8 protein-coding genes and 1 pseudogene are annotated in these 6,345 nt (G+C 66.4%); 2 read left to right on the top strand and 7 right to left on the bottom strand.

From position 1 onward, the window contains the following. Positions 1–204: 204 nt before the first annotated feature. The 3 genes from ACWD10_RS38175 to ACWD10_RS38185 all read right to left on the bottom strand — a co-directional run bounded on the left by ACWD10_RS38175 (position 205) and on the right by ACWD10_RS38185 (position 882). Positions 205–342: a hypothetical protein gene (locus ACWD10_RS38175; protein ID WP_451098405.1), complete on the bottom strand. Its 138-nt coding sequence runs from the start codon at positions 340–342 to the stop codon at positions 205–207. Next, positions 339–497, bottom strand: coding sequence for a hypothetical protein (locus ACWD10_RS38180; protein ID WP_451098406.1), 159 nt, complete (start codon positions 495–497; stop codon positions 339–341). Before ACWD10_RS38180 ends, ACWD10_RS38175 begins: the two co-directional genes overlap by 4 nt. A gap of 187 nt (positions 498–684) precedes the next feature. Then, on the bottom strand, positions 685–882 hold the full coding sequence (locus ACWD10_RS38185; RefSeq protein WP_451098408.1) for a hypothetical protein: 198 nt from the start codon (positions 880–882) through the stop codon (positions 685–687). Between the two features lie 428 nt (positions 883–1,310). Between ACWD10_RS38185 and ACWD10_RS38190 the strand changes: the two genes are divergently transcribed. Further along, a complete protein-coding gene (locus ACWD10_RS38190; RefSeq protein ID WP_451098409.1) occupies positions 1,311–2,021 on the top strand; it encodes a DUF4352 domain-containing protein in 711 nt (236 codons plus the stop codon). 163 nt (positions 2,022–2,184) lie between these two features. Here the strand turns inward: ACWD10_RS38190 and ltrA are convergent, their stop codons facing one another. From ltrA to ACWD10_RS38210, 4 genes are all read right to left on the bottom strand, one after another. Further along, positions 2,185–3,975, bottom strand: a complete 1,791-nt coding sequence (gene ltrA / locus ACWD10_RS38195; RefSeq protein WP_451098411.1) for a group II intron reverse transcriptase/maturase — start codon at positions 3,973–3,975, stop codon at positions 2,185–2,187. A 307-nt stretch (positions 3,976–4,282) separates the two neighbouring features. Then, entirely contained in the window at positions 4,283–5,032 is a 750-nt protein-coding gene (locus ACWD10_RS38200) for a Tn3 family transposase (protein ID WP_451098412.1), read from the bottom strand. A 23-nt stretch (positions 5,033–5,055) separates the two neighbouring features. After that, on the bottom strand, positions 5,056–5,196 hold the full coding sequence (locus tag ACWD10_RS38205) for a hypothetical protein (RefSeq protein ID WP_451098414.1): 141 nt from the start codon (positions 5,194–5,196) through the stop codon (positions 5,056–5,058). A 29-nt stretch (positions 5,197–5,225) separates the two neighbouring features. Continuing rightward, the gene (locus tag ACWD10_RS38210) at positions 5,226–5,501 is read right to left on the bottom strand and encodes a hypothetical protein (RefSeq protein WP_451098415.1); all 276 of its coding nucleotides are present in this window, start codon (positions 5,499–5,501) and stop codon (positions 5,226–5,228) included. A gap of 117 nt (positions 5,502–5,618) precedes the next feature. Between ACWD10_RS38210 and ACWD10_RS38215 the strand changes: the two are divergent. After that, positions 5,619–6,247 (top strand): annotated as a pseudogene (locus ACWD10_RS38215) (response regulator transcription factor). Positions 6,248–6,345: the final 98 nt, after the last annotated feature.

Genomic DNA, 6,345 nt, shown 5'->3' on the forward strand with positions numbered 1-6,345 from the left:
GGAGTCGGTCGCCCAACCGCCTGAAAACGCCGCTCGGTTCACGCGCCGTTGCCCGAGCGGAATGGATCCCGGCCGCCCATCACTCCGGGGCGGCCGGGATCCACCTCACGCCGCCGCGGGAGTGAACGCCGGAAGCAGGCTTCGGCCGCACATCGGGCTCAGTAGTTCTCGCCGAAGAAACAACGCTAAGGACTGATCCGCAGATCAGCGCATGGGTTTCATCTCGGCTGTCTGCTCGTCATGTTCGCGCTGCACGCGCATGACGGTGGCAGGGGACGGGTGCTGGCCCTTCTTCTTGCCGGTGGTAATGACGAGGCGCCCCGCGATGTCGCGCAGGCTCATCTCCTGGTCGCGCAGGTGGAGGCCATGGACAGCATGCCCTCGTCGGCGACGCTGGCGCCGCCGATGGTCTTGCCGCGCTTGCGGGCGGAATCGTGGCCTTCGAGGGTGCGGTCGCGGATGTACTCGCGTTCCATGCCGGACATGGCTGCGAGCACGGTGAACACGATGCCGGAGGGAGACCGTGTGAGCCTTTCAGTTCTCCGGTGGGGAATTCCAGGCCGACCTCGCTGGCCTTCAGCTCTTCGGCGAGCATGGCGAGTTCGATGCCGTGGCCGAGGCGCTTGTGCTCGTGGACGACGAGGGTCACGCGCACGCCGGAGGAGCGGATCTCCCCGGCGAGCTTCACGGCAGCCTCCAGTTCGGGCCGTTTCGTGGCGCGGTGGAGATCTTCTCCGCGAAAGTGCGGGTCACGTTCGCCTCGGACAGGGGGTCGAGCTGGGCATCCAGGGACTGTCGGGCGGTCGAGGCGCGCGCGTACCCGATGCGGACGTGGCCGACCGGTTCGCCGTTCGTGTTCGCGCCCGCGGCAGTTCGCTCCATACCGCGCCGGGCTTGCGCACGGGCGGACTGGGGACGTTGAGCGCCTTGGCGAGCTGGGGCACGAGCCGGAAGCGGGCGGTGTGGTGCTGGATGGCCCCTTGCCCTTGCCGGTGCGGCACGGCGAGCCGGGCGGGGCGGTGCAGGTGGACATCGGGCAGGAGTTGGCTTCCACGTGCGTGAAGTCGTAGCTCACGAGCCGCGACTGTTTCAGGTGACGGGTTATTCTGCCGAGTCGTCTGCAACAACCCATGAAACGGGAAACGCCCTGGCCTCCTGCCGAGTTGAGCGGTATTTCACGAGCGAGCATCTATGAATCAGGGCTCGCGTGGGACACACGTAGGATGTGGAGCCGTCCGCGCAGCGACGCCGGCCCCGACCCGCCCGGGTGTGTCGGGGCCGGACCGACTTCTATAAGGAGACCGCCGCACATGAGTGACGCCAACCCGATACCGCCGATGCCGGGCGACCGGCCGCAGCGGGTTCGCAACCCCTGGAAGGTGGCGACCCTCTGTCTGTCCGCCGCACTCCTGGCGACTTCCGTCGGGCTCGTCTACTTGCTTGCTGCCGGCAGTGATGGCGGGGACAGCAGTGCTGGTCCGGACTCGTCACCTTCGATCTGGCAGGACACCAGGTCGCCAGTCGCCCCGTCTCCGGACGATTCCCCTTCCGCCTCTCCTACCCCCTCGGGAGGTGCAGCGGACGGTTTCAAGGTGGGCGAGGAGGCACGCAATGGTGGTGCCGTCGTCACGATCGCCAAGGTCCGCCAGGCGGACGCCATTACCACGGTTGAGGGTGGCCAGCAGAAAGCGGGCAATGGGGCGAAGTACGTGATCCTGGAGACCGTCGTGTTCAACGACGCCAAGCAGAGCATGGACCTCACCTGCAGCCTGCCCATCGCCAATGCCCTGCTGGACGACCAGGGGCGGCGCTACGACACCATCGAGGAACTGGATGAAGTCAAGGGCAATCCAGAATGCAACGACCAGCTCCAGCCCGGCTTCAAAGACAGGATGCAGTTCGTGTACCGAGTGCCCGAGGGTGTGAAAGCCACAGCTTGGGAGTTCGCGGAGTTCGACCTCGACGGGGAGAGGGAATCGTCCGTCATCCAACTCGGTGGGGCGACCACGAGCGGCACCTGACCTCGAGCTTGCTCGCGGGCGGTGTCCCCGGTCGTCTAGCCGGGCGAATTCACGTTCGTAGTCGACGGTGGTCGGGTAGCCGGAGTGCATTGCTGCACTCCGGCCCCCTCAGAACCGTGCGTGCGCATCACGACGCACACGGCTCAAGCAAGCCCCAGGGGCTTCACAGGCTCGCAGAGCTGGTCCGTCTGCCGTCGCCGGCGTGGTGCTGGCGATGGCATTCGGAATGCACGAGGCGAAGATTGTCCCGCTCGTCCGTACCGCCGTCTCGCCGGTAGGTGAAGTGATGCTTGTGAAGCATCTTCTTCGACGCCGCGAACCAGTTGATCCACTCACGTGGACTGTCCGGCTCGTATTCGGCACCGGCGATCAACGCCTGCTTGCAGAGGGGGCAGAGCCCACGCTGCCGTACCGCCAGGACGAGACTCGTCTTGTCCATGGGCGGCGGCGTTTTCCTGCGGCGACGGTCCTGCCAGTACGCGGCCAACGCGGGGTCGTCCGGGGACGCCCCGTACTTGACGAGCTGATGGCGGACGATCCCGGTCCAGGCGAACTTCGGCAGGAATACACCGCTGTCGCGGTCGCCGAAGACCCACCGGTCACGCCGAGCCGGGTGGAACGGACCGAAGTACCGCTGCACCACCCAAGGTCCCGGCTTGTTGCGATGGCGACGCCTGGCCCAGTTGTAGGTCAGACGCCACACGTAGTGGTCCATCGACGCGAACACCGTCGAGGACGCCACCGTCCGGTAGTAGGCCGCCCAGCCGCGAACGATCGGGACGAGCTTGCGCATCACGCCCTCGGCGTTGGCCCCGCGAAGGGCCTTCACCTCGGTCCGTAGCCGCGCTCTGAGCCTCTTGCAGGCCGTCTTGCTTGGCTTGATGATCAGCTTGCCGCCCAGTCGGCGGACCGTGAAACCGAGGAAGTCGAACCCTTTCTCAAGGTGGACGACAGCGGTCTTCTCCTCGTTGAAGCGAAGACCCCTTGGCTCCAGCCAGTCCTTCAGCCGGGCTCTGACCAGGTGCACCTGTGCTTCATCACAGCAGAGCACGATGAAGTCATCGGCGTACCTCACCAGTACCGGGGTGCCGGGCACGGCGCCGGGGTTGGCTCCCGGCCGTGGCACTGCATACCGGCATCCGGCGGCCTGCTCCATCCCATGCAGAGCAATGTTCAACAACAGCGGGCTGATTACGCCGCCTTGAAGAGTGCCCTCCTCGGTCGGCGCGAATCGACCGCGATCCATCACGCCCGCCTTCAGCCACTGGCGGACCGCGTCCCTGGCAGGAAACCGGTCGAGCACGGCCATCAGACGGTCATGATCGATCCGGTCGAATGCCGCCGCCAGGTCCGCGTCCAGGACCCACAGTCGACTCGGGGCCTTGCCCTTCACCGTCCAGAAGATCGCGGAGATCGCATCCTGGCAGCTGCGGCCGGGCCGAAAGCCGTATGACCTCGGCTCGAACCGCGCCTCCCACTCGGGCTCCAATGCATTCTTCACGCGGGCCTGGAGAGCCCGGTCGCGAATGACCGGAATACCGAGTGGCCGCTGTTTCCCGTTGCTCTTGGGGATGAACACTCGTTTGACCGGCCTGGCCTTCCAGGGCTTCGACGACCGATGGACTTCGGCCGCCAGCTTGCCCCTCGCCTTCGGCGTAAGGGCTCGCTCCCCGTCAATGCCAGCGGCCTTGCGACCACTACTCTGCTGTGTCACTCGCTTCACGCTGACCAGCGTGTTGCTGAAGCTCCGCAGCATGAGTTTCTGCAAGTTGCGGACCCTCTTCAGGTCCCCTTCCTGTGTCGCCTTGAAGATCCTCTGCCGCAGCCGCCGTACGTTCTCCTCACACTTGGCCCAGTCGATGCCGTGCCAGCCGAGTAGAGCGTCCTCGGGTCCGTTCGCAGCAGCTGCGGACACCCCGAGCGAACCCGTGATCCCCATGTGCACCTCCCGCATCTAACTTGTCCCTCGGTTCCAACGTCCTTGCAGGGCGAGCTTCAAAGGCTCACCTGATCCACGTAGGCACCCTTTCGGGTCGGGCCATCAAGGCCCGTATCCGGCGGGTTATACGGGAGCGAGTGAAGGCCCCCATTCCCGATTTCCCCAGGCCTTTCGGCCCACCGGCCTTCGCTTCTTGGATCATCCTTCTCCCGCTGGGGGTTTCCGCTCTCCTTACGGTCGGCCTACCAAGCCAGGTGGCCTGGACCCCGACGGGGTTTCCACGTTCCGCACCAGTAAGACGCGGCTGGGAAGGGCGCCCCCTCTACCCCGGAACCAGCGGTGCCCATCCCCAGGGGTCCATTGCCCAGGGGCCGCTCGGTGCGTCGCAGCACCAGGTCCTGTGGCCGCCGCCTGTTCGCCATCGGGCGGCCCTACTATCACGAGGCATCATCAGGGGTTCACTTGCGTTCGCCCGTCCAGCCTTCCCCTCACCTGTGGCTTCTCGATGGCCGAGACGCCCTTGGGCTTGAACGCTCAGCTTCGCACCCCGCCGTTGCCAGCGACGCACGTGAGCGCGGGGACGGGCCTGGACACTGGCCCGGATTCCAGCCTTCAACCTCCCCTCATGGCTGTCCTCACTTATCTGGTGCGACCTCGTGTCGCACACGGAGCCGTAGTAGTTGACGGCCGAGCTGCGGGCCGGAGAGATGTGGGTCAGGACCTCGGCGTCCACCTCGCGGCCAGCCGCACGGAGTTCGCCGACGGCCAGGCCCATGTACTCGGAGTGCCAGCAGACCACCGCGTTCGTCACGACGGTCAGGCACCACGCCTGCTCGTTCTGCTGCTCGGGCTGGCGCCGGGTGACCTTGCCCTCGCGGGCGTAGTGGAGCTGGCGGCGCAGGGAGTGAAGCGACTCGCCCTTGTTCAGCTGACGGGCAATCTTGCGCCGGTAACTCTCGTCCGACAGGTACTGAACTGGCGCGTAGACCGTTCTCCGGATCGCCCGTACTCCCTTCAGCGCGGCGGCCCGTGCGTTCCGCCAGGAGGACGCCGAGAGCTTGCCGACGATCAAAGAGGCGGTGGCGTGCCCGTACTTCAGTGACCCCGCCGCCGCAGCAGGTCGTCGCAGTGGTCGGCGACTAGGTTGAGGTTGGCCTTCTTCGTCAGCAGCGGTCCGGCGGTGGGGAACCTCTCCTCGTAGTCGGCCTTGGCGCCCATCCGGTACGAGGCCGGCACGGCCGCCGTACCCCACCCACGCGACTCGGTTACTTCTTGGCGCCCTTGTCTGCCTGAGCCGGGGTGCCGTTCTCGGTCTTCTTACCGCTGTCGTTGGGGTCGACGACGGTGGATACCGTGCCGTCGCTCTGGATCACGGTGCCCGCGGGGTGCGTGGGCTCGGCGCCCTGGACCTGTTCAGCCTTCGTGGCGGCCTTGTCGTCGCCACTGTTGGTGGCATTGGCGGTGCCGATCGCGGCGCCGATGCCGAGCAGGGCGGTGGCGCCGATGATGACGATGCGCTTGGCGGTTTTGGTGGTCTTCATGCGAAGTCCGTCCTTTCGGTGCTTGCCGCCGCTCGGAGCGCGGTGGCCATGACGATCACTCTGTCGGCCGGGTGCTGAGGCCACGCTGAGAAGCTGAGGCGGTTCTGAGAACCTGAAGTGGACCTGGCCGCCGAGGGCTTCGACGTCCACTGGGCCCGCGACGGCCGTGAGGGTCTGCGCATGGCCCGCGCCGGCACCTACGACGTGATCACGTTCGATGTGATGCTGCCGGGTCTGCACGGCTACGACGTATGCGCGAGGCTGCGGGCCGCCGGGGATCGCACCCCGATTCTGATGCTGTCCGCGAAGGACGGGGAGTACGACGAGGCCGACGGCCTGGACACCGGCGCGGACGACTACCTGACCAAGCCGTTCTCCTTCGTGGTCCTCACCGCCCGGCTCAAGGCTCTCATCCGCCGCTCCGGGCGGCCCACCACGACCACCGTGTGGAACTGGGCGATCTGCGGATCGAACCAGTCGGACTGCGCTGCTGGCGCGACGGGCAGGAAGTTGCGCTGACCGCCAAGGAGTTCGCGGTTCTGGTCTGCTTGGCCGAGCGGGCCGGGCAGGTGGTCACCAAGACGGAGATCCTCGAGCGCGCCTGGGACGAGCACTACGACGGCGATCTGAACATCGTGGAGATGTATGTCAGTGCGCTGCGCAAGAAGATAGACACGCCGTTCGGACGCCGCAGCATTCGCACCGTCCGCAGCGCCGGCTACCGCCTCGATGCCGAAGGGGGCTAGGCCGTTTCTCTCGGATCATCGGATCGTTGGTCTGGTGTGTCGTTGAGTGATGCGCAGTGGGCGCGGATCGAGCCGCTGTTGCCGGATCGCGCGCCGCA

It is taken from the genome of Streptomyces sp. NPDC002851, from assembly GCF_053591935.1.

What these genes read in the sequence shown, in the direction of transcription:
- ACWD10_RS38175 (WP_451098405.1), bottom strand. Translation starts at nt 342, where the DNA reads ATGAGCCTGCGCGACATCGCGGGGCGCCTCGTCATTACCACCGGCAAG.
- ACWD10_RS38185 (WP_451098408.1), bottom strand. Translation starts at nt 882, where the DNA reads ATGGAGCGAACTGCCGCGGGCGCGAACACGAACGGCGAACCGGTCGGC.
- ACWD10_RS38190 (WP_451098409.1), top strand. Translation starts at nt 1,311, where the DNA reads ATGAGTGACGCCAACCCGATACCGCCGATGCCGGGCGACCGGCCGCAG.
- ltrA (WP_451098411.1), bottom strand. Translation starts at nt 3,975, where the DNA reads ATGCGGGAGGTGCACATGGGGATCACGGGTTCGCTCGGGGTGTCCGCA.
- ACWD10_RS38210 (WP_451098415.1), bottom strand. Translation starts at nt 5,501, where the DNA reads ATGAAGACCACCAAAACCGCCAAGCGCATCGTCATCATCGGCGCCACC.